General features: G+C 35.8%; 21 protein-coding genes. 13 read left to right on the top strand and 8 right to left on the bottom strand.

Annotation, left to right across the window (positions count from 1 at the left end):
• Window positions 1–169 precede the first annotated feature (169 nt).
• The gene (locus tag BW724_RS10700) at window positions 170–709 is read left to right on the top strand and encodes an RNA polymerase sigma factor (protein ID WP_235848946.1); all 540 of its coding nucleotides are present in this window, start codon (window positions 170–172) and stop codon (window positions 707–709) included.
• Window positions 693–1,688: a hypothetical protein gene (locus BW724_RS10695; RefSeq protein WP_088075211.1), complete on the top strand. Its 996-nt coding sequence runs from the start codon at window positions 693–695 to the stop codon at window positions 1,686–1,688. The genes BW724_RS10700 and BW724_RS10695 overlap by 17 nt, the downstream gene beginning before the upstream one ends.
• Window positions 1,689–1,807: 119 nt before the next feature.
• Here the strand turns inward: BW724_RS10695 and BW724_RS10690 are convergent, their stop codons facing one another.
• The 3 genes from BW724_RS10690 to BW724_RS23600 all read right to left on the bottom strand — a co-directional run bounded on the left by BW724_RS10690 (window position 1,808) and on the right by BW724_RS23600 (window position 4,026).
• Entirely contained in the window at window positions 1,808–2,350 is a 543-nt protein-coding gene (locus BW724_RS10690) for a hypothetical protein (protein WP_088075210.1), read from the bottom strand.
• 79 nt (window positions 2,351–2,429) lie between these two features.
• Window positions 2,430–3,818: a class II fumarate hydratase gene (gene fumC, locus BW724_RS10685; RefSeq protein ID WP_088075209.1), complete on the bottom strand. Its 1,389-nt coding sequence runs from the start codon at window positions 3,816–3,818 to the stop codon at window positions 2,430–2,432.
• A gap of 43 nt (window positions 3,819–3,861) precedes the next feature.
• On the bottom strand, window positions 3,862–4,026 hold the full coding sequence (locus BW724_RS23600; RefSeq protein WP_176371374.1) for a hypothetical protein: 165 nt from the start codon (window positions 4,024–4,026) through the stop codon (window positions 3,862–3,864).
• Window positions 4,027–4,379: 353 nt separating this feature from the next.
• Between BW724_RS23600 and acsA the strand changes: the two genes are divergently transcribed.
• The 4 genes from acsA to BW724_RS10665 all read left to right on the top strand — a co-directional run bounded on the left by acsA (window position 4,380) and on the right by BW724_RS10665 (window position 9,599).
• Window positions 4,380–6,092, top strand: coding sequence for an acetate--CoA ligase (gene acsA, locus BW724_RS10680; RefSeq protein ID WP_235848945.1), 1,713 nt, complete (start codon window positions 4,380–4,382; stop codon window positions 6,090–6,092).
• A 184-nt stretch (window positions 6,093–6,276) separates the two neighbouring features.
• A complete protein-coding gene (locus tag BW724_RS10675) occupies window positions 6,277–7,731 on the top strand; it encodes a sigma-54 interaction domain-containing protein (RefSeq protein ID WP_246596048.1) in 1,455 nt (484 codons plus the stop codon).
• Window positions 7,732–7,886: 155 nt separating this feature from the next.
• Window positions 7,887–9,299: a lysine 2,3-aminomutase gene (ablA, locus tag BW724_RS10670; protein WP_088075207.1), complete on the top strand. Its 1,413-nt coding sequence runs from the start codon at window positions 7,887–7,889 to the stop codon at window positions 9,297–9,299.
• Window positions 9,300–9,326: 27 nt separating this feature from the next.
• Window positions 9,327–9,599, top strand: coding sequence for a YokU family protein (locus tag BW724_RS10665; RefSeq protein ID WP_088075206.1), 273 nt, complete (start codon window positions 9,327–9,329; stop codon window positions 9,597–9,599).
• A gap of 181 nt (window positions 9,600–9,780) precedes the next feature.
• On the opposite strand, the gene ablB is transcribed toward BW724_RS10665, so the two are convergent.
• Window positions 9,781–10,590 (bottom strand): putative beta-lysine N-acetyltransferase, encoded by an 810-nt coding sequence (gene ablB / locus BW724_RS10660; RefSeq protein ID WP_088075205.1) that lies wholly within the window; start codon window positions 10,588–10,590, stop codon window positions 9,781–9,783.
• 18 nt (window positions 10,591–10,608) lie between these two features.
• Window positions 10,609–12,045 (bottom strand): aldehyde dehydrogenase family protein, encoded by a 1,437-nt coding sequence (locus BW724_RS10655; RefSeq protein WP_235848944.1) that lies wholly within the window; start codon window positions 12,043–12,045, stop codon window positions 10,609–10,611.
• Between the two features lie 177 nt (window positions 12,046–12,222).
• On the opposite strand from BW724_RS10655, the gene BW724_RS10650 reads away from it, so the two are divergent.
• Complete coding sequence (locus BW724_RS10650; RefSeq protein ID WP_088075204.1) at window positions 12,223–12,708, top strand: hypothetical protein; 486 nt, start codon at window positions 12,223–12,225, stop codon at window positions 12,706–12,708.
• Between the two features lie 94 nt (window positions 12,709–12,802).
• Here the strand turns inward: BW724_RS10650 and BW724_RS10645 are convergent, their stop codons facing one another.
• Both BW724_RS10645 and BW724_RS10640 read right to left on the bottom strand, forming a co-directional pair.
• Window positions 12,803–14,164, bottom strand: a complete 1,362-nt coding sequence (locus tag BW724_RS10645) for a hypothetical protein (protein ID WP_088075203.1) — start codon at window positions 14,162–14,164, stop codon at window positions 12,803–12,805.
• A 107-nt stretch (window positions 14,165–14,271) separates the two neighbouring features.
• Complete coding sequence (locus BW724_RS10640; RefSeq protein WP_088075202.1) at window positions 14,272–15,378, bottom strand: DUF2974 domain-containing protein; 1,107 nt, start codon at window positions 15,376–15,378, stop codon at window positions 14,272–14,274.
• A gap of 349 nt (window positions 15,379–15,727) precedes the next feature.
• Here BW724_RS10640 and BW724_RS10635 point away from each other — a divergent pair, with 349 nt between their 5' ends.
• The 3 genes from BW724_RS10635 to BW724_RS10625 all read left to right on the top strand — a co-directional run bounded on the left by BW724_RS10635 (window position 15,728) and on the right by BW724_RS10625 (window position 17,922).
• Window positions 15,728–16,339 carry a DUF2975 domain-containing protein gene (locus tag BW724_RS10635; RefSeq protein ID WP_088075201.1) on the top strand — a complete coding sequence of 204 codons (612 nt, stop codon included), beginning with the start codon at window positions 15,728–15,730 and terminating at the stop codon, window positions 16,337–16,339.
• A gap of 14 nt (window positions 16,340–16,353) precedes the next feature.
• Window positions 16,354–16,578, top strand: a complete 225-nt coding sequence (locus tag BW724_RS10630) for a helix-turn-helix domain-containing protein (RefSeq protein ID WP_088075200.1) — start codon at window positions 16,354–16,356, stop codon at window positions 16,576–16,578.
• A 162-nt stretch (window positions 16,579–16,740) separates the two neighbouring features.
• On the top strand, window positions 16,741–17,922 hold the full coding sequence (locus BW724_RS10625) for a DUF4317 domain-containing protein (protein ID WP_088075199.1): 1,182 nt from the start codon (window positions 16,741–16,743) through the stop codon (window positions 17,920–17,922).
• 96 nt (window positions 17,923–18,018) lie between these two features.
• On the opposite strand, the gene BW724_RS10620 is transcribed toward BW724_RS10625, so the two are convergent.
• Window positions 18,019–19,566 (bottom strand): glycoside hydrolase family 43 protein, encoded by a 1,548-nt coding sequence (locus BW724_RS10620; RefSeq protein WP_088075198.1) that lies wholly within the window; start codon window positions 19,564–19,566, stop codon window positions 18,019–18,021.
• Between the two features lie 232 nt (window positions 19,567–19,798).
• Between BW724_RS10620 and hflK the strand changes: the two genes are divergently transcribed.
• The 3 genes from hflK to BW724_RS10605 all read left to right on the top strand — a co-directional run bounded on the left by hflK (window position 19,799) and on the right by BW724_RS10605 (window position 22,235).
• The gene (gene hflK, locus BW724_RS10615) at window positions 19,799–20,734 is read left to right on the top strand and encodes an FtsH protease activity modulator HflK (protein WP_088075197.1); all 936 of its coding nucleotides are present in this window, start codon (window positions 19,799–19,801) and stop codon (window positions 20,732–20,734) included.
• A gap of 38 nt (window positions 20,735–20,772) precedes the next feature.
• Window positions 20,773–21,792, top strand: a complete 1,020-nt coding sequence (gene hflC, locus BW724_RS10610; protein WP_088075196.1) for a protease modulator HflC — start codon at window positions 20,773–20,775, stop codon at window positions 21,790–21,792.
• A 125-nt stretch (window positions 21,793–21,917) separates the two neighbouring features.
• Complete coding sequence (locus tag BW724_RS10605) at window positions 21,918–22,235, top strand: hypothetical protein (protein ID WP_088075195.1); 318 nt, start codon at window positions 21,918–21,920, stop codon at window positions 22,233–22,235.
• The last annotated feature ends 95 nt before the right edge of the window (window positions 22,236–22,330 follow it).

Here is a 22,330-nt window from a genome sequence, read left to right as displayed (position 1 = left end):
CCCCCTTTAAATCGAATTCTGCAACTTGTAATATGGTTTACATTACCATAGTTCCTTAAATAATGTCTATTTCAACCAAGCTGTACAAAATATTTCGATTTTATGTGAAACTTATTAATAAGATATACGTCATTACAGGCAGAAAAGAGAGCACAAGGAGAGAACTGGGGTGAATATATTGGTTGATAGTTATGAAAAAGGAAAGATTCAAGAATGGTACCAATTATATTATAAAGACATTTATCGTTTCATCCTGTTAATGATAGGCGATCATGAACAGGCGAAAGATTTGACCCAGGATACTTTTATTAAAGCCTACGAAACCATGGAAACATTTCAAGGTGTAACAAGTGATAAGAATTGGTTATATCGTATTGCTCGCAATATTACCATTGATTTTATCCGGCGAAAGAAGCCTATCCGCTATTTCATTGAGTCCTTTGCGGCCTTCGCTTCTAATGGTGATTGCCCAGAAAAAATCACTACCCTTGGGGAATCAGAAGAACTACTTTATCGATCAATGAGGAAACTCAAAAGAACTTACCAAGAAGTCATTATACTTAGAAAAATTAAGGAACTCTCCATTCAGGAAACTGCAGAGATTCTTGATTGGAATGAAACAAAAGTGAAGAATACATTATTCCGTGGTTTGGCCGCCTTAAAGAAGGAAATGATCAAGGAGGGATATGAACATGAAACAGTCCGATGATCAGAAGATAGACAGTATTTTTAAAAACTACGAAACTCTTGACGTTACTGAATCAGAAGAGAAGGAAATGCTGACAAACATCATGAGCGGTATTGACAGGACTAATAAAAAGAAAAAAACTATGGGGCTTTATAATCCGATTATTTCAACTATACTAGCCACTATTGCATTGGTTTTAGGTGGATACATGTTTCTAGATTATTTATATATGGATGATAGTGGAAGAGGAGAAAATAACGAAAGTGTTAATATGCCAACTGAATTACCGCCATCTGCATTCGTAGAAATTCAAGGGTTGGAGTATGAAATGGTACTAGGAGGTTATTCTTGGGTTTATAACAATCAGGCTACATCAACAACGCAGGGAAAATCTATTTATGAAAAATTAGAAGAAAATGGATTTGAGCCTATATTAGTCTCTCCAGGTGAAGAGATTAGTTTTAAACTCAATTATCAACCTGAACCAGACACATTCAGTATTTTCAAATACACAGAAAACAACACTGACAGAACTTACGAGCATATAGAAAAGTTGAAGTTTACTTTACCAGAGGAAGATGGAACTTACTACTATCATTTCGAAGCTTCTTGGTTAGATGAAGAAAGTGGATTTACTAGTTCTAGCGCGAGTTATTTTTTTTCTGTAGAAGTATCCACTCTAGTAGATGATTTTAGTGATGAAGATTTAAACATGATTTCTTCGGAATTACGAATAATAGTGGAAACGATTCAAAACAGACTATTTGAAGAATATGAATCGGATCTCTTTGGTGATATTCAAGTTGACTTTAAAGGACCAATCAAAATACAAATTCTTATTGAAAGCACTTCTGATGACTTAGATGGTTTAGGGTTGGAAGTTAAAGATTTAGTTAGGGATGTACTATCAAAGATAGACCTTGAAACGATGCCAGATGTAGCTACCTATGAAATTGATGTAGTTGGATTAAATGGAAGTTTATTAGATACGGAGGATTAAACTCACTGTTTCACGTGAGTCTTGGTCACGGTCGGAAAAGTTGATGAGCCCTGCGAAAGCCTTCGTGAAAACGAGATTGCACAGGGCTCGTCAAAAACTTAATATATGTGAACAGTGTTTTACTGAAATGGTTCAATGGATTCATGTTTCATTAGTTCATTAGCAATTTCCAAACCTTCCTCCCTGTTACTTGCTGGTGCTGAAATAACAATCCCATTCTCACTGGTCCAAACTGAACTTCCCGCTTCAATTTGTTCGTTTCTTTCTATCGCAATTGAGATATAGTCATCACTAATATACATCGTACCAAAATAGAGAACCTTATCAGTTACATCATCAATATAGCTAATGGAACCACCATTACCGTAACCATTTCCTAAAGAAAATTCTACTTGTTCCTTCAATCCTACTTGATCCATAGCATCGCCATGTAACTCTATCTTTCCATTAAAGATATTCTTACCAAATACAGTCCTCCTCACTTCTCCACTTAATTCAACCGTTACCCTTTCTTCCATACCAGCATTTTCAGTTCCTAGTTTGAATTGAATACCTTTGTATGATTTGTTTAGTTCTATTGGATACTTATAAAAAACTAGTATACTAACAAGTAAAATACAACTTCCTAATATGTATATATTACCCATTGACCTTCGCTGCATGTTCAACCCCCAAACTTTAGAAAAAGAGGCTGGGAATATCAAACACTTTTGTCCCAGCCTCTATATTTTAATTGAAGAACTAATTCTTTTGACCCACCATTTTTTCTGGAACAACAATATCGTCAAATTCTTGTTCTGTTAAGTACCCAAGGGCTAACGTTGCTTCTTTCAGTGTAGTATTATCTGCAAATGCTTTTTTAGCAATTTCAGCGGCCTTTTCATACCCAATATGTGGATTTAATGCAGTAACCAGCATTAAAGAATTCTTTACATGCCCTTCAATTACATCTCGATTCGCTTCCAGACCAACGAGACATTTCTCATTGAATGAATCCATAGCATCACTCAGCAGACGTACTGATTGAAGGAAATTGTAGATGATCACTGGCTTGAAAACATTAAGTTCAAAATTTCCTTGGCTTGCTGCAAAACCTATGGTAGCATCATTACCAAAAACTTGGGTTGCTACCATTGTCAAGGCCTCACTCTGAGTCGGATTAACTTTCCCAGGCATAATAGAACTACCAGGTTCGTTAGCTGGTATTGAGATTTCTCCAATACCTGAACGTGGACCGCTTCCAAGCCAACGGACATCATTTGCAATCTTCATTAAGTCAGCAGCCAATGCCTTTAAAGCACCATGTACATAAGTAATCTCATCATGACTTGTTAAGGCATGAAACTTGTTTTTGGAAGAATAGAATGTATGTCCTGTAATTTTTGTTATCTCTTTTGCAGTCAATTCCCCAAAATCTGGGTGAGCATTAATACCTGTTCCAACTGCTGTTCCACCTATTGCTAGGTTACGAAAATGCTCAGCCGACGACTCAATCATATCCTCGCATTTTTCCAACATATACTCCCAACCACTTATTTCTTGACCCAATGTTAACGGGGTAGCATCTTGTAGGTGGGTTCGACCAATTTTAATAACATCACTAAATGCCTCTCGTTTTTCACTGACTGTATTCTTCAAGCGGTTTAAAGCAGGTAACAGTCTTTCATGTACCTCTTTAAATGCGGCAATATGCATTGCAGTTGGAAAAGTATCATTGGAGCTTTGTGATCGGTTCACGTCATCGTTTGGGTGGATAAGTTTTTTTATCCCCTTATCTTTTAGCTTCTGATTTCCAAGATAGGCAACGACTTCATTCATATTCATATTAGATTGTGTTCCACTACCTGTTTGCCATACAACGAGTGGAAAATGTTCATATTTCCCTTCAACACGAAGTTCTTGACAAGCCTCCTGGATCGTTTTAGCTACATCCTCGTCTAGATTTCCTAATACATCATTCGCCTTTGCTGTGGCTTCTTTTAAAATTGTAAAAGCTTCTACTACTTTAGGTGGCATTTTTTCTGTCCCGATTTTAAAGTTTTGAAGGCTTCTTTGTGTTTGTGCACCCCAAAATTTATCAGCAGGTACCTTTATTTCACCAAGCGTATCACTTTCAATTCGAGTCTTCATTAAAATCCCCCTCTTCTTATGACCACTATTTAAGTTTTAATACCTATATTAAAACAGGTATGGATAATGCATTGTCAAGTTGGTTCATCACAACATAACCAATTAAAACAACAATAGCAACTCCTATAACAAATTTTAAAATTTTCCCTACGATACGCAAAAGTATAAGTCCAATAATAATTGCTGCAATTACAAATAAATATTCCATATTATTAACTCCTTTCGTTTTTATGTATAACAAAACACCTGATTGAAATAGCCACCCTCAAATAAACTTTTCAACAAGAAGAAAAAAACTTCTCCTATTTGAGTTTACTATTAATTTTTACTGATATCATTACTTTTAGTATTTTTTCAAGCTTGAATATTATATTTTCATATTTTTTTATACTTATTACTCATCTATTTAAAAATATGCTTGTTCTACTATTTTAATCATATATACATACAAGAAATGAATAACATACTAACAAAGACATGAAATTAACTTCCGGATTGAATTTTCTGAATATTAGTTATATCATAAGTTTATCTTACTTAAATCTTTTCGGGGGTGTTTTTTTGCGAGTACTATCACCAACTGCAGGTAATTATCAATTACAAAATTATGAAAAAACAAAAGAGAGTTTTAATTGGAACGACGTTAAAAAGGTTTTCTCATGGTCTACTACTGGCAAGGTGAACATGGCGCATGAAGTCATTGACAGGCATGTAGAGGAAGGCCGTGGCAAAAAAACAGCCTTACTCTACTCTGATGCAAACCGTGAGGAGTCCTTCAGCTTTGAAGAATTGAAAAAGTTAACAAATCAATCGGCACATATGTTTAGAAATCTCTCCGTTGAAAAAGGAGACAGAGTGTTCATTTTTATGCCGAGAAGCCCTGAGCTATATGTAGCTTTATTAGGAGCCATTAAGGTTGGGGCAGTTGTGGGCCCACTTTTTGAAGCTTTTATGAAGGAGGCAGTGAAAGCTCGATTAGAAGACAGTGAAGCAAAGGTTCTTGTAACAACAAGGGACTTAATTGCCCGTGTACCACTTGACGAATTACCAAAACTAGAGAAGGTTGTTATTGTTGGAGGAGATCTACCTGAGGGTGAGAAATTTGTATCTTTTGATTCAGAAATGAAAACGGCTTCATCAGATGACTCTGCCAAAGTATGGGTAGATTTAGAAGATGGTATGATACTCCATTACACATCCGGTTCTACAGGAAAGCCAAAAGGGGTTTACCACGTACATCACGCCATGATCCAGCAATATCAAACGGCAAAATGGGTATTGGATTTAAGGGAAGATGACATTTACTGGTGTACTGCCGACCCGGGATGGGTTACTGGAACATCTTATGGTATTTTCGGTCCATGGTTAAATGGAGTAACTAACGTTGTTCGTGGTGGTCGCTTTTCGCCAGATGATTGGTATGGAACATTAGAGAAAAATAATGTAACCGTTTGGTACAGTGCCCCAACTGCATTTCGAATGCTGATGGCAGCCGATCCTAGTATTCTTAAAAAATATGATTTGTCCTCTGTACGTCATGTCTTAAGTGTCGGAGAACCACTAAATCCAGAGGTAGTTCGATGGGGGAACGATGTTCTCAATCATCGTATTCACGATACGTGGTGGATGACAGAAACTGGAGCTATGCTCATTTGTAACTATCCATCTGAGCCAATCAAACCAGGTTCTATGGGGAAACCCATTCCTGGGGTAGATGCTGCGATTATTGATGATCATGGAAATGAGCTTCCTCCATATGAAATGGGTCATTTAGCTATTAAGAAAGGCTGGCCTTCCATGATGAGAAAAATATGGAATAATGATAAAAAGTACAATGAGTACTTTGCCATTCCCGGTTGGTATGTATCAGGTGACACAGCATATCGCGATGAAGAAGGATATTTTTGGTTTCAAGGTCGAAATGATGATGTCATTATGACTGCAGGTGAAAGAGTTGGACCTTTTGAAATTGAAAGTAAGCTCGTGGAACATCCAGCTGTTGCTGAAGCTGGCGTAATTGGAAAACCTGATGAAGTACGTGGTCATATTATAAAGGCTTTCATTTCGTTGCGAACAGGCTTCGAATACACAGAGGAGTTAGAAAAGGAGATTCAGCAGTTTATAAAAACGGAGTTATCCGCTCACGCCGTACCTCGTGAAATTGAGTTTAAAGATAAGCTTCCGAAAACTCGTAGTGGAAAAATCATGCGTCGAGTACTAAAAGCTTGGGAGTTAAATGAACCTGCTGGAGACCTTTCAACAATGGAAGATTAAACCACTGATTTAATGAATTTAGCGCGACAGGTTTTGGACCATGTAAGAGTGATCCAAAACCTGTCGCATTTTTAATATCCATTCGACAAATAACATCAATTTCATAGTTCATATCTATGATAAAATGATTGTAACAATTGCCGAATATTCAGCACCATAAGATGATTTTTCGGCACAAGGAGAGATGATCTCATTGTTTGCAACAGATATGGATACAAAGGTAATGCTAAAAGCGATCTTGAGCAGTATAGACGAAGGGATACATGTGATCGATAACAAAGGAAAAACAATTTACTATAATGACATCGCTGCTGATAATGATGGCCTAACAGTTGATGAAGTTGTTGGTAGACCTTTGTTAGACGTCTTCCCTTCCCTTTCTCAACAGACAAGTACGATGATAAAAGTGATTGAAACGGGCAAACCTATTTTTAACCAGCAGCAGACATATCGAAACTTACGCGGAAAACTTATTGATACTGTAAACACTACCATTCCTATCATTGTACAAGAAAAGATCATTGGTGCTGTGGAAATTGCAAAGGATTACTCGAGGATTAAAGAACTGTCACATAAGCTTCTTGACCTCCAAACTAAAATAGATCACCGCAAAGAAAAAGCCTTAACAATTGATGATAAACAAGCAACCTATCGATTCGAAGATATTTTAACGAATGATACTGCGATGTATGAACTCATTAATAAGGCCAAGAAAATTGCTGAAACCTCCTCTCCTGTTTTTGTATATGGGGAAACTGGGACTGGTAAAGAGCTTCTCGTACAAGGAATTCATCAGGCTTCACCAAGGACACAAGGTCCATTTATATCCCAAAATTGCGCTGCAATCCCTCCCACCCTACTAGAAAGTATGATTTTTGGTACGTCAAAAGGGAGTTTTACTGGTTCTGATAATCGTGAGGGACTCTTCGAATTAGCACATGGCGGAACACTTTTCTTAGATGAGATACATACTTTACCTTATGACCTACAAGCTAAACTGCTCCGAGTGCTAGAAGATGGGGTCATTCGTAGAGTTGGTGCTACTAATAGTGTAAAAACTGATGTGCGTGTTATTGTTGCAACAAACGAAGACCCTATTCAATTACTAGATAAGGGAACGCTCAGAAAAGATTTGTACTATCGCTTAAATGTTGTTCAACTTACCCTACCACCGTTGAGAAAAAGATTAGGGGATATTGAGGATTTAGTTCATCACTTTATTTTAAACTATAACCATTCTTTTAATAAATCAGTAAAAGGAATCTCGCCAGAAGCACTTTCTATTTTAAAAAATTATGATTGGCCCGGGAATATACGTGAATTACAGCACACCATTGAAGCTGCAATGAATGTAGTGGAAGGTCCTACAATGATACATAAACGATACCTACCGAAAGTTATTTTGGAACATACTAAAGAAAGAAATCATAACAACCTCGAAAATAAAAATTCTTCATTCTTCAATCAAGATGACATAGATAAAAGTCACAGTTTGAAGGAGATGATTGAATTAATCGAAAAGCGTCTCATTGAGGAAATCCTCCATAAAGTGGAAGGGAATATACAGCAAGCAGCGAAGCATTTAAAAATACCTCGACAAACTTTACAATACAAAGTTCAAAAGTACGAACTCAAATAGCTAGGTTGAAAACAGCGCCGAAAAACCGGCGCTGTTTTCATTATATATTCGATGCAAAACCTTATTTTTCCTAAGTAGCCTTTAGCTTCAACACTTGGCATGGATCTTGCATTAAATTAGAGGTGAGGTAGTAAAAATTTAAGGAGGATACCATTATGAAAATGGATTTATACAAACCTGAACGGCATTGGAAGGATATTTCCCTTTGGAAGGATGTTCCTGAAGAAAAATGGAATGACTGGATGTGGCAGCTAACGAATACAATCCGCTCTTTAGATGATTTGAAAAAGGTGATCAACCTTACACCTGATGAAGAAGAAGGTGTGCGAATTTCAACAAAAACAATCCCATTAAACATTACTCCATACTACGCATCTTTAATGCACCCTGATGATCCACGCTGTCCAATTAGGATGCAGTCAGTACCAATTTCTGCAGAGATTCAAAAAACAAAGTATGATTTGGAGGACCCATTATCTGAGGATGACGATTCCCCTGTTCCTGGTTTAACACACCGTTATCCTGATCGCGTGTTATTCCTAGTCACAAACCAATGCTCCATGTACTGCCGTTACTGTACAAGAAGACGTTTCTCAGGACAGATTGGGATGGGAGTACCGAAAAAACAGCTAGATGGAGCAATTAATTATATTGCTGAACACCCTGAAATCCGTGATGTCCTTATATCTGGTGGTGATGGGCTACTCATAAATGATCAAATTTTAGAATATGTATTAAAAAATTTACGTGCTATTGATCATGTTGAAATTATTAGAATAGGAACAAGAGCTCCAGTTGTTTTCCCTCAAAGAATCACAGAAAACTTATGTAATATATTAAAAAAATATCATCCAGTATGGCTTAATACGCACTTTAATACTTCCCTTGAAATTACTGAAGAATCGAAAAGGGCATGTGAAATGCTAGCAAACGCTGGGGTTCCACTAGGTAATCAAGCAGTAATTCTTGCAGGTATTAATGATAGTGTTGAAATCATGAAGAAACTCATGCATGATTTAGTGAAAATTCGTGTACGACCATATTACATTTATCAATGTGATCTCTCCGAAGGAATCGGACATTTCCGAGCACCCGTTTCAAAAGGCTTAGAAATTATTGAAGGGTTACGTGGCCATACGAGTGGATATGCTGTACCAGCATTTGTCGTAGACGCTCCTGGTGGTGGTGGAAAAATAACATTACAGCCTAATTACCTTATTTCACAAAGTCACGACAAAGTTGTGTTGCGGAACTTTGAAGGAGTCATTACATCTTATCCTGAACCAAAGGATTACACGCCTGGCACTGCGGAAGACTATTTTTACTCCTATTATGAAAAGGAGAGTGAAAAACGAGCAGGTGTCTCAGCTCTCATGAATGACGAGAAGTTTAATTTAGTTCCAGAAAATTTAAATCGTTTAGAACGGAGAAAAAACTATCAGGAAGATTTAAATCATCAATCTTTAAAGGATATGCGTGGAAAAAGGGATAAGATGAAGGAACGGAAGTGGAAGAAAGAATTAGAACGTATTAATGAGAAACAGGAAAATAAACGAAATCAAGCTTAATTCATGTTTTGATTAGGAGGTGTTTCCATGATTTGTAAATGGTGTCACTCTAAGCATGCCTCCGAGTCGATGGAGAAAGCTTATTGGGAACTGCCAGATGGGAGTCGTGCCATTAAAATGACCCATGTCCCGTCCATTAGCTGTCCAGACTGCGAAATGGTTTACATTGAAGATGATATCATTGATGAAATTGAAGATCATTTGATGTTAATTGATACAAAGAATCTCCCTGATGTTTTCAGCTATCAGCAGCTGTTGGATCAGCCAAAGCTATTGAAGAAAAACTACTTTAAATTTTAGTTTATCCTGAAAATACAAAACTTTTGTTGGTGTTCACTAGAGTCCATTCCCTTTCCTCGGACGGCTGGTGAGATCGAGCGCAATATTTAGAAAGGCTGAACCATCCCAAGATGGTCCAGCCCTCTTTTTTGATTTTTTAACCCTAAACGTGCTTTTTTGGGTTTTGGTGTTCCATTTCATTTTAGCACCCATCATTTTTGACTAAGTTTTTCGTCCATATATTCATGTCTTCGTAGCCGCTAGATATGATACAGTTATTTGTTAAGGTTCCTTCAAAATGGTAACCAAGACGTTTTACCGTCATATTCATCCCTACTGATTTTGCACGAGTAATAGAAAAAGCATTATTAATACCTCGTTTAAGAAGGGCGTTTTCCAATTCCATTATAATAAAATGCAATATGTTTTTTCCACGGTAATTTGGATCTACAGCACAATCGGTTATTTCTGCGCTTTGATAACCAGTATCCATGGCAGATGCAGCACCGATAATCTTCCCTTTATCTTTCGCTACGATGAAAATATAGTTCGTATCCTTTGATTCTCTTAAATACGTAGGGTCGTACACGTTAGTTGGATAAACAGGAAAAACCTTTCGATAGAGATTCGCTAGATCTTCAAACTCATTATCCTTTATAAGGGAAATTGGATAGTCATGAGAACAGATTGCCAGATCTTTTTTATCTTGACGAACGGCTGTTAATACTTCAATATTTTCCAAAGAAGATTTGGATAAAGATCTTTCCTCATTCAAGTAACACGTATATATATATGCATTGTTTCCAGCAAAAAAACCTGACATCTGTGCTTCAAGACTTAATCCACAATCCTTCAACTTTGGAGAATCTTTATCTGTCGTATAAATGATTACCTTTCCAGGAGAATCTTTTTTGATCATTTCTACTAACTTATCAACCTCTTCCTGAAATAGATTAGGCAAATATGCAACAATACGATCATTTTTCATATCGATGTCCCATTGATTTTTCATCTCAGCACCTACCAACTACTATTTTTTAAACGTTACAAGCTTCATTTCTGTCATTTCTTCAATGGCATACTTAATTCCCTCACGTCCAAATCCACTTTGTTTCACACCACCATATGGCATATGATCCACCCTAAAGGTTGGAATATCATTAATCATCACACCTCCAACCTCTAACTCTTCTGAAGCTTGAAAGGCTTTCGAAATATCCTTTGTGAAAACTCCGGCTTGTAGCCCATAATTTGAATTATTTACTGCATCAATCGCATCCTGCCATTTAGAAAAACTATTTATAGTTACAACTGGGCCGAAGACTTCCTTACAGGATACATTTGTGTCTGGGTCGACATCAACTAGAATAGTAGGCTCCACAATATTGTCCCATTTTTTCCCACCAGAAACTAATTTAGCTCCCCTACCTATAGCTTCATTAATCCATGCAATGACTCGATCTGTATCTGCTTCTGAAATTAGTGCTGAGACATCCGTGGCTTCATCCAATGGATTTCCTAAGATTAAATTCAGAGCACGTTCTTTCATTTTATCAATAAGCTCATGTTTCAAAGATTCATGAACAAAGACTCTTTGGAGAGAGATACATACTTGTCCCTGATACGTGAAAGCCCCAGTGATTAGGCGGTCTGCTATCTTTTCAACGGAAATATCTTTGTCTATGATAGCAGCGGAATTAGACCCTAATTCCAAAGTAACTCTCTTTAATCCTGCTTTACCTTTTAGGGCAAGACCGACTTCAGGACTACCTGTGAAAGTAATGACACTTGTTTTTGGATTTGTTACGAGGGAATTTCCAATAATAGAACCTTTTCCTGTAATAACATTAAGTCCACCCTTTGGTAAACCTGCACGATGGAAAAATTCTGCTATAAGATATGCCGAAAGTGGTGTTTGTGAAGCGGGCTTTAAAACTACTGGATTACCTGCTGCAATTGCCGGACCTAATTTATGGGCAACAAGGTTCATCGGAAAGTTAAAAGGAGTGATTGCCGCTACCACACCTGCAGGTTCCCGAATACTGTATGCCACTCTTCCTTCCCCTCCTGGTGCCGCGTCCATATTTATCATTTCGTTTGGAATTCTACGCGCCTCTTCACTAGCAAATTTATAGGTCATAATGGTGCGTGTAACTTCCCCGCGAGCTGTTTTTATAGGCTTTCCAGCTTCAATGGAAATCGTTCTAGCACACTGTTCTCTATTTTCTTCAATTAATTTTGACACATTTTCTAGGATGTCTGCACGTTGGTGAGCAGGTAGATTTTTCATTTCTCTCTTTGCCTCAAATGCAGCTTGGATAGCTTTATCTACATCTTCTTCAGAAGCAAGAGGTACCTTGGCAATAGTTTCTTTTGAATAAGGCGATTTCAATTCGTGATATTTGCTACCATCAAGCCATTCTCCTGCAATAAAAAATCTCTTTTTGATATTAGTATAATTACTCAAACTACATTCACTCCCTAGCCTAGTTGTTTATTCTATTCATAATCTTAGCATATATCAGCTGTTAGAGATGAACCAAGACATCGCAATTTTTCGGTACAAATTAATAAATTGAGGATTGAATTTTTAATTTTGGATAATTTAATGGAGAATGATTAATATTGTTGAGGTGATTTAATTATGAAAATAACAAAAAGACATTTTATATTTAATGTAGTTCTAATAGCAATACCTTGGTTATCGTTATTGTTTATTGGAAAAAAAGATTTTAAAAGATTTTCCCCTGCAGGAATAATGATTATTATTTTCGAAATATTCAACCATATTTACGGTAATAAACGGAAATTTTGGAAGTTTTATGATAATTCAAAATCCTTCTTAAGGGACGAACTACCATTTAGTATAGGTCCATACATGCCCCTCTCTATGTGGTTATTAAAAAATTCTTATGGTAATTTTAAAAAGTTCTTTTTACTAAATGCTGTTGCGGATGCTATTTTTGCTTTTTTTCTTATTGAATTATTGAAAAAGATAAAAATTATTCGTTTAAACCGATTAAATAATCTCCAATTTTTCTTCTACATAAATTATAAGGCCTATTTGTTATATGGTTTTCAGTATTTGTATGAGAAAATTATGTTAAAGAAAAATACTTCAGTACAATAACTCGAAGTACAGACAAAAAGCCGCCTCTTATAATACTATTGATAGAGGTGGCTATATTTTTTTAGTGTTGTAAACGAGAGAACCGTCCCTCCGTTTATTGGTGACGTTTCAATCTTCGAGTGATTATGGCTCCAATTACTAAAATACTAAAGATTCCTAGGATAGGAACAGAATAGTTCAATAATGGGGCAATCATACTTCTACTAGGACCTTCGTTTTTTATAACTTCTTCCTTTGAATATAAAGTAAAGAAAAGATCTTCAGCTGGTAACCCTTCTACGCTAGTCGTATATATGTTATCTTCTAGTTTCACAAGATCAATGCTGCTATTCACAATAAATGGTGAATGATCAGGAGTAGTTATAAATATTGATAATTGATGAAAATCATGCCAGTTATTTGCAGGGTTAAAAATATATTCATACGTATACAGAGGATCCACAGTTTCAGTACGATCCATTTCTCCTGTTATTTCATAGGTAACAGACACCTCCTGCAGCTGATTAGGTGGGAATTCAACTATATACTTTAAAAGGATTAATCGTTGAAGATAAGCTTCCTCAAATAGATCCTGTTCTGAACTATGTCCGTAAATGAAAAGGTCGTTATCAAGAGCACTGGCGTAGAGATTGTAAAGCTGTTCTTGTGATATCATATCGTCGAAGTCTTGCGTACGTTTATCGATAAGATTTTGGAGAATATCACGTATTTCCTTTTGCTGTGTAAAAACTTCATAATCTACTATATCCTCTTTATTATCAATATAAGCGTGAATATTTAAGTTAATATCTTCTTCCCCTATAACAAAGAGTTCAATATCTTCCCCTGTGTACCTAGTAGACAATTCTATTGAGTTATTGTACCAGCCATAACTATAAAATCCATTTGAAATAAAATATGTTTCTTCACTATCACTTTCTAGATCAAAATTCACATCAACAGTGATTGTGTTGTCTGTCGGTCCTATAGGTTTAATTGTATATAGGTTACCTACTTGATTGTTAGTAAAGTGTTCTCCTTCATATACCTCACCTGAGATACTATGGACGATATTATCAAAGTGAAACAATTCTTCTTTATCTCCTGAGTCTAAACGATCCCCAATAAACATCTGGTAATCTATCATTTTGCCATTTGCTATTATAGTTATATTATCTTGTGTAAGGTAAAGGAGATTACCAATATAAGGGAATACCATTGCTACTTCTAATAGTTCAGATGTGGGGTTATACATCTCATATAATGCCGTAACCTTACCATCGATTGCATTATCATCTGCGAGATCAAAGGTGAGTTCTTCTTTTTGTACAATAATAGGAGAATTTTTTTCAACACTTAGAATACTATGTCCTGGTTCCCCCTCCCAATAAACCGGACCAGAATTAGCAAGAATGACACTTGTTATCGGGTGAAGGAAAAACATTAACATGAAAACTATTACTACATATTTCCTCATTTTAATCCCCGCTCTCCATATAAATGTAGGTAAACGTAGGGACGGTTCCGTGTACCTACTCCTTATTGGTGTAAACAACAGAACCGTCCCTACGTATACCTCGTACATTATTTTAGCTTTGATTCCTTATATATTCGATTTCCTTCATTAAAAAACAGCTTTATAGTTTCCTTTAATATCTTCTTATTTTCTTGATCCATACTACTAATTACTTTTATTATTTCTGTTATCTTCCGCCATCTATCTTGAGTTAAATCTGCGATAGTTTCCACGTTGGTCGCATCGAAGATCATAAACATAGCATCAACAAACTGACCCCTCTGAGATTCATCCATCTTATCCAACAATGCTTTTAATGTGCCATCGAGGATTCTGCTTTCTTTCGTAACAAATCTTTCATAAACAAACTGATTACCTAATACTTCCCATGACATAGGATCATGCTGTAACAATACACTTTTACTGCTTTTTACAATGACATATTCTTCTTCATGCTCAAGCATCATCCCCACGATAGAGGATTGAGGAATAATAGTCTTCACTCTCTTAATCATATCCTTGTATTCTGCGCAAGAGATGACATCATGATGGAACCCAGGACCATCATTATTAAAAACTTCTAAAATTCTATCCTTAATGTTACTACAACATTTGACTGCCGCATATACTGCTAAATTCCCCCCTTTGGAGTGTCCTCCTATTATTAGCTTTTTCTGCGTTTTTTGGCCGATCGCATTTAAGTAAGAAACAGCTTCAATTTGAGCGGGTACTGGGGACATGAAGGTCATATTAAAATTTTCCTTCCATCCAACAATGGTATTATCTGTTCCCCGATATGCAATAAAATCTGTATCTTCATCAAGGTAGACGGTTATAGCAGAAAATTGTTTCTGTGTTTGAGAATCAATAATATTGATATAGTTTGATAATTTCAGATTTGCAAATCGGTCACATTGCGCCATTTTTTTAAGGAGGTATGCTGACATCTTAGTTAAGGTAAGTAGGGCATCTATTTCCTCTTTTGTGTACATTGAAAAATATATTTCTGATGCTTCCTTAATTGTGATTGTCTCTACACTGTTTAGGGAAGGTACAATCTTTTCAAAATCTACATAAGACATTTGAGAAAGAATAAGGTTATCTACCTCATTAAATGGCACTTGGCTTAACAGTAAATCTCCACGCCAATCTAAGTAATCCATAATGTTTGCCATCTTATCTCCCCCTTCACAAGAATTCAATTAGTACTCATTGCAGGCATGACAATTTTGTTTTTAATAATTATACTCCCAATTTTTCCTAATTTAAATAGTTTACTATAAACCAAATTGAATCCTCCCCTGTTCTAGTCATTGCTTCACCAAAATACTTTGTTAATATATTCACAATGTACCATTTCAAAGCAAATTTGTGAACATGGGGACGGTTCTTCCGTTTACAAATGAATATTTACTCTTCATCTTTATACATTAAATTAATGTTTATCATTAATTATTTATTGTAAAGCATTATATATTGACTTATCATTATTAGTAACTACAATTAAAAGGATCGGTGATTCATTTGAATAAGGATAAAATGTTCAGCAGTGCCATGAAGATCAATAAATTACTTAACTTTGTCATCGGAGTAAACATTTTTTTATTTATTGGATTTATAGCCATCATCACCTGGGCAAGTTTCATGCCCGAACAATCATTTAGTGTAGAAAAAGGAATTGGGCATTGGTCATTGAGTTTTGATTTTTCAAACAGTGCTTCTTTTTCTGCACTAGTACCATTTTCAATACTCCAACCTATCAGTGAAACAATATTCAGTGCCAAAACTGCATTTTTGACCTTCTATATCTCACTAGGATTTATCTATTTCCCATTATTTATTTATGGTCTATTAATTGTACAAGAAATTGTTATTTCCACAATTAAAGAAGAATCGCCGTTTAATAACATTAATGCACAGCGAATTAAGAAAATTGCCTACTTACTTATTGGCTACTCACTGTTTAGTGATCTACTAATAAATTTCTTTATGTACGTGTTTGTTACAAATATATTCCTACTTAATATCTCAAATGTTAGCTTTAATGGTTTTGTAATTGGGGCTGTTATGTTACTTATTGCCCACATATTCCGATATGGTTCATTCCTACAACAAGAACATGATGAGACGATTTAAAGGAAGTGAAATAAATGGCTATTATTATAAGATTAGATCGCGTTTTAGCAGAGAAAAAAATGAAGTTAAATCAACTGGCAAGCATAATTGGAATATCTAATGTAAATCTTTCAAATTTAAAAACAGGAAAAGTCAAAGCTATTCGGTTTTCAACCTTAGAAGCAATTTGTAAAACACTAGACTGCCAACCAGGTGACATTATAGAATATGTAGAAGATAAAGATGTAGAAAACAGATAGATACACGTTATATCATTTTAGTTATCTCTAAATAATAATTCATATATTTATAGAACCTTTATTATGCTAAAATAGAAGGATGCTTGGAAGTATTATTTTTAAATACCACACTTTAACCTCGAGTACTATTTACAAACTAAACACTGTAGGAGTGGAGATTTAATGAACAAGAAAGATATTGCACATATTCGTAAACAATTTAAACCCGATAATGATTTACTAAAAATTCATGACATTTTTAATGTTTATATAATGAAGGATTCCAGTGAAATATATCATCATCAGAGTCAACCTTTTGCATTGCTTGATCAAGATCAGCAAGAACTTTTCTTAAATAACTTTAAAAAGACATTAACTGGCCAATTAGATGAAAAATTATTTGAATTAAAATTTCAACAGGGTACGGAAGATAACAGTCTACTTATTCTACATCAAGGTTTACTTAGTAATGATGATGTAGAAGGATGGAAGCAGCAAATGTTGCGTCTTGTTGATAAAATGCTGAGTAGTCGTCAATTTGATATGGATATCGTTGTCAGCTTTATACGTGGTGAATATTACAAACCTATGAAAAGGCAAACTAATGATGACGAGGCTAGCGACAGAGATACGGTTTATTCCCATCAGTTCATTTTATGTAGTATCAACAAAACACAGGATCCAAAAAAAGAACTTCTCTTCGACTATGTCGAAAAAGAATTTAAATACAATATTGTCGTAGATCCCATTATTAATTTAAATGCTCCAATCTCTGGTTTTCTTTTCCCCTGTTTTAATGATCACGCTGCAAATGTGAATCACATTTTATACTCAGCTGGAAAAGCAAATGAGCCTGATTATCAATTTATTGAGGACGTTTTAAACGGTGAAGAAACAATGACTGCCCAAGAAGATAAAATTGTTTTTGAAGAGATCGTAAAAAACGTTACTGGAGATCAATTGAATACAGGTACTCTATCTAATGTGTATGAAGAAATACACCGTGTCATAGAAGAAAATGAAGAGGAAGAAGAACCGAAATTAGACTATAGAGATGTGGAACGTGTTCTTAAACATAGTGGTGTAGAAGGTGTAAACACAGATATGGTAGAAGATGCCTTCCAAAGAGTCATCGATGATGAAAAATATGAGATTAAAGCCCGTAACATCGTACCAAAATATACTTCTAAATCTATAAAGATTGAAACAAAAGTCGCTAATGTTTCTATCAGTCCTCAAGACTTAAGATATGTAAGACAAATTAATTTTGAAGGAAAACGGTATTTAATGATTGAAGTAGAAGAAGATACAGTGATTGACGGTTTCACGATGATTCCTGAAGCATTTGATGGTAGCGAGAATTAATAAAACATAAAAGAGGAGCCACCTTAATTCGAATTTACTCAAAGTCAGTTAGGAAATTCGATTTACAAGATGGCTCCTTTTTTTTAAAACTTATTCTTATAGTCCTACATACTCAAACCAATCAAAGTAAGCATTATTTTCACTACTTTCACCATTAGAGCTTGCATATAGACCTAGTTCTGCTCCGACAAAGCCACCAGCAATATCTGTACTTAAGATACGCCCGTCCACATCTTCTATCAATGGCTTATAGCTATTTTCACTTTCTCCGTAATAAAAACTATAATCTTGTCCGTACGCCTCTACTTTTAAATACAACATAGATGCACTGATTTGAACTTCTTTTAAAACTTCTTCTTTCCCATCGGCACATTTTATCAATTGTAAAACAGTGTTTTCTCCGTTTTTAGTATGAACAAACGTAAAATTGTAATCTTCACTTTGCATTAATACCATACCAGCGCATTCATTTTCTGCTTTTGGTGTAAATTCCATTAATGCAGAAGCTGCAAAGTCTATATGTTGCTGCCTTCTTGCAACACAGCTTGGTGTTTTTAAGTCTGTGATTCTTTCTGGTCTTAGTTTTAGACTTAAATAACCAGGTCGTTCCGTTAAACTATAGAACTCTTCCCGTGGTGTTCTTAGAACATTCCAACTGAAGTTTAGCTCTTTATTATTAAAATGATCACATGCAGGTAATAGAACAGGTTTTGATTCTGGCAAATTAGGTTTTTGATAAGACATTTCAAGCTTGCCAGTACCAGCGCTCATGACAGGCCACCCATCTTCCCATGTTACTGGTAGCATGAATGTTTCCCTTCCTAAGTTACGATAGTATCCACCATAAATTCGTGAAGCGAGACCAATCCCCCACCACTCACCATTTTGTGTTTCAACAAGATCAAAGTGCCCCACATTAGCGATTGGATAATTAATTCCTAAATGTCTGTGTGTTAAAATTGGATTCCCACGATTCCCAACATATGGTCCTTTCAAAGACTCGCTTCGAGCAACGGAAACAGCGTGATGGTGAGCTGTTCCTGCTTCAGAAATCATTAAATAATAATACCCATTAACTTTATAAATGTGAGGTCCTTCTGGCCAAACAACATCCCTTAGGGCCCCACGCCACAATCCTACAGATTCTCCGACTAATTTCATTGAATTGATGTCTAGCTCTTGAAGCCATACTTCCCAGTTACCACTGTATTTTTCTCCTTCTGGCGCTGGTCGTGTACCATGATAATAGACTTTCCCATCATCATCAAAGAATAAGGATGGGTCAATTCCTGGTGCATCTAAATAGTACGGATCAGACCATGGACCTGCAGGGTCTGTAGCCGTGACAAGGAAGTTTCCTCCCTCTTCTACATTTGTAGTAATCATATAAAAAACACCATCGTTATATCTAATGGTTGGAGCAAATATACCTCGCGATTGCTTTTGACCATCTAACGGTAATTGTGATGGCCTGTCTAAAACGTGACCAATTTGTTTCCAATTGACTAAGTCCTTACTATGGAAAATTGGCACTCCAGGGAAATATATGAATGATGAAGTTACTAGATAGTAGTCTTCACCTACTCTACAAACAGATGGGTCTGGATAAAATCCAGGTAAAATGGGATTATTAAACGTTTTCATTATTATCACCTCATATAATTTGTACGGACAACTACGCTCTTTAGTCTATAGAATTCACGCCATAAAGGCAAGACATAATCTGAAAGAAAAGTACATTACCTTCTTTGAAACTTTTTTGTAACTATTTCGTAATAAATAATGGAGATGAAATGATCCCCTTCTTTTTCATTCCACAATTAGCTACAAAATATTTATAGATTCACCCATTTTTCTATTTAAGGAGAGGAAATAATTGAAAAAAATAATTGGTCTTTTGTTTTTATGTTTATTTGTTTTAATTGGTTTACTTGGTATCTATATCGTAGATGACGGAGAAGAAGCTGTGGTCCTTCAATTCGGGAAGCACCATGACACAATAGTAGAATCAGGCATGAAATGGCATGTCCCATTTATCCAGACAGTTTGGACTGAAAATACGCAGGAAGTAAAACGAATGGAATATGGGTTCCGCACAACGTCTGAGGGTGATTCTTCAAATATATCAGAGTATGTGGAAGTTGACCGTGAAGCATTAATGATAACTGGTGATGAAAACTTAGTCTCCCTAGAGACAGTTATTCAATTTCGTATTTTTAATGTAGAACAATTCTTTTTTAACGTACATAATCAATACGATACGATCGCACATGCTGGCGCAGCAGCCATTCGTCGTGTAGTAGCTAGTAATGACTTTGATGGTGTTGTAACAGAAAACAGAGGAGGCGTTGAAGCGGAGATTCATGAACACCTCCAAGCAATTTTAGATAGTTATGAGATTGGCATTCAAGTGACTACAGTACAACTACAGGATGTAAATCCACCTGTTGAAGTGCAAGATTCCTTTCATAAAGTTGTAGGTGCCCGTGAAGAAATGAACGCCGTTATTAACCAAGCGGAAAGTTATGCTAACCAAATCATTCCACAGGCTCGAGGGAATGCAGCAGAAATGATTGCAAAAGCTGAAGGACATAAAGCAGCAAGAGTGGCAGAAGCTAGTGGGGATACAGCCCTATTCAACGAATTGCTTCAAGCATATCGCTTAGGTGAAGATGTAACAAAAACTCGTATGTATTACGAAATGATGGAAGAAGTCCTACCTCATGTAGAGAAATATATCATAGAAAACAATGATGGAAGCACACTTCAATTTTTACCATTAAGCAATTCAAAAAATGCTGTAGATCAGTAACACAGTATTTTAATAAGACAGTGAAAGGATGTTTATAGATGAGCGATATGCATGATGTGATAGATATGGAAAAATTAAATAATGTAAAACGAAAAGCACTCCCTACTATAAAGAAGGTAGGAGTTATTATAGGAACACTTCTCGTTGTAGTAGTAAGTTGGTTCTTATTTACCTTTAATGTTAATGAAATCGACCAAGCGGTAGTGGTGCGCTTTGGTGAAGTACAGAAAATAGTTATTTCTGAAAAAACAACAGAAGTAGTAGAACAAATTGAACAGCATAGTAGACTTAGTGGCGTAAAAATCGTTGAAGGGAAAGGTTTACAATTTAAAATTCCTTTTATTGATACAGTAGAAACTTATTCGGACAGACTACTAACCTATGACACTCGACCACGACAAGTCACTACCTTAGATAAAAAGAGAGTTGAATTGGATAATTACGCCCAATGGCGCATTACAAATCCAGCCCTTTTCAGAGTAACCATGCACACAGAAGTAAATGCCAACACCCGTTTAGATGATATGATTTACTCGAATTTAAATAGTGAAATTGGTCGCACATCTATGACCCAACTTATATCAGATATTGATCATGTAGAACAAATGCTCGTAAATGTGAAAGAGCGAACGAATAATGGTTTAGAAGAATATGGAATGGAAGTTGTTGATATACGAATTCGACAGACAGATCTACCAGAGCAAAATCTTGAAAATATATTTAATAGAATGAGAACAGAAAGGGAAAGAATAGCTAACCGCTATTTATCTGAAGGGGAAGAAGAAGCACAGAAAATACGTTCTGACGCAGATCGACAAGCACGAATAATTGAGGCTGAAGCCTATGAAACAGCTGAGATCCTTCGAGGACAAGGTGATGCGGAAGCAACAAAGATATATGCTGAGGTTTATAACCAAGATCCTGAGTTTTATGAGTTCTTCCGTTCATTACAAGCCTATAGAGCTACTTTAGATGAGGATACAACAATTGTTATTCCAGCTGATAGTTATTTTGCACAATTCCTATTTGGTAATGACATGTTTAGAGTTCAAGATTAATTAAAATGCCTTACTCTATGCTGGACGTAAGTGCCTAATAGAGTAAGGCCAAATTTATTTTATTTTACTAATTCTAAACCAATTGGCTATAATGGAATGTAGATTGTCTGAAAGGATAGATACGAATGATTAAAAAGGCTGAAATTCTAGAAAGATTGAATACTTTGGTAGGAGAGGAACTGACAGATAACAGTTTACATGAAGCCTTGTTTTGTGAAGACAAAGATCATAAAAAGCTCCGCCGTTTCTACAAAGGAAAACATCAATATGTAAAATATAAATTACGTAAAGGAAAGGCAGATAACTCTCCCCTCTCCTCCCCCACGCCTACAGTAGATATTACAGTCTTAGGAAACCCCAATATATTTACAGCAGAAGTGGTTGAATATGATGGCAGAATAATTATACAATCCAAGCCTAAAATTAAATACTCTTACATATAATAAGAAGACCTGTCCTCTGGAAAGCATCTCACCGAGGCAGGTTTTTTTTATTTACCAACCTTTTATTTTTTCCTTCCAGAATCATTTCATTTTCA

Source organism: Litchfieldia alkalitelluris, assembly GCF_002153425.1.
In the GTDB taxonomy this organism is placed as follows: Bacteria; Bacillota; Bacilli; order Bacillales; family Salisediminibacteriaceae; genus Evansella; species Evansella alkalicola.
This window is presented reverse-complemented; position numbering and strand designations above follow the sequence as displayed.